The 1,065-nt window shown below is 74.8% G+C and carries 2 protein-coding genes; both read right to left on the bottom strand.

What is annotated here, in order from left to right:
* Positions 1 to 113: Atu4866 domain-containing protein (locus AA75_RS45955; RefSeq protein ID WP_199520405.1), on the bottom strand; the 113-nt coding region annotated here is incomplete at its 3' end.
* Positions 114 to 159: 46 nt separating this feature from the next.
* Complete coding sequence (locus AA75_RS24685) at positions 160 to 1,020, bottom strand: helix-turn-helix domain-containing protein (protein WP_033822422.1); 861 nt, start codon at positions 1,018 to 1,020, stop codon at positions 160 to 162.
* Positions 1,021 to 1,065 lie beyond the last annotated feature (45 nt).

Here is a 1,065-nt window from a genome sequence, read left to right as displayed (position 1 = left end):
CGGTCGCCGCGGGCCTCGTCGTACCGCCCGTCGGCGAGCAGCGCCTGGCGGATGTGGCCGTCGGCGGTCACCCACATGCCGACGAAGGGGTGCGGGGTGTCGTAGCTGTCCATGCCTCAACTGTCGTCCGCCGGGGCGCGGGCAGCCAGGCCGCGGCGTTCATGGCTGTGTCGGTCCTGGGAGTGCGGCACCCACCCACCGCGCACCGGCGGCCGTCGCGTGCAGCTGCTCGAAGGCGGCGGCCGTCGGCCCGGCGGGCTCCGCCTGGTACACCACCAACTGCTGGTGCGGGGCGCCGTTCACGGCGAAGGCCGAGAAACGGATCTCCAGGTCCCCGACGGCGGGGTGCCTGAGGCGCTTGACGTCCTGGGCCTTGCCGCCGACCTCGTGCCGTTCCCAGAGCTCCGCGAACTCCTCGCTCCCGCGCGAGAGTTCCCCGACCAGTTCGGCGATCCTGGCCGAGCCCGGATCGTGGCCGAAGGCGGCCCGCAGCTCGGCGGCACACGAGCGCGCGGCCCGCTCCCAGTCCCGGTAGAACCCGCGGCCCGCGGGGTCGGTGAACACCAGCCGCGCCAGGTTGTCGAACCGCTCGAAGCCGCTGTGCAGGGCGGCGGCCACCGCATTGGCCGCGAGGACGTCGAGCGCCGGGCCGACCACGAAGGCCGGGGTGTGCGCCCAGCCGTCCATCAACCGGACGAGGTGCGGGTCGACCGTGGGCCGGGCGCGGCCGCGCGGCCGCTGGGAGGCGGCCAGGCAGAGCCGGTGCAGATGGTCGGCGGACTCCGGCCCCAGCCGCAGCGCCTGCGCCACGGCCTCCACGACCTGCGGTGACGGGCTGCGCTCACGCCCCTGCTCCAGCCGCACGTAGTAGTCGGCGCTCACCCCGGCCAGCAGCGCGACCTCCTCCCGGCGCAGCCCCGGGACCCGGCGCCTGCCGTGCTCGGGCAGGCCGACCTGGTGCGGCTTCAGTGCCTTCCGTCGGGCCCGGAGAAAATCACCCAGCGGCGTCCCGTTGCTCATTCCCCCCACCCTAGTAGGGCTTGGTCAGGTCGGCGCGGTGTTGGC

The sequence above is a fragment of the Kitasatospora sp. MBT63 genome (assembly GCF_000710465.2).
In the GTDB taxonomy this organism is placed as follows: Bacteria; Actinomycetota; Actinomycetes; order Streptomycetales; family Streptomycetaceae; genus Kitasatospora.
This window is presented reverse-complemented; position numbering and strand designations above follow the sequence as displayed.

Excerpts from the sequence above, each read along its gene's own strand:
- AA75_RS24685 (WP_033822422.1), bottom strand. The coding sequence starts at position 1,020 with ATGAGCAACGGGACGCCGCTGGGTGATTTTCTCCGGGCCCGACGGAAG.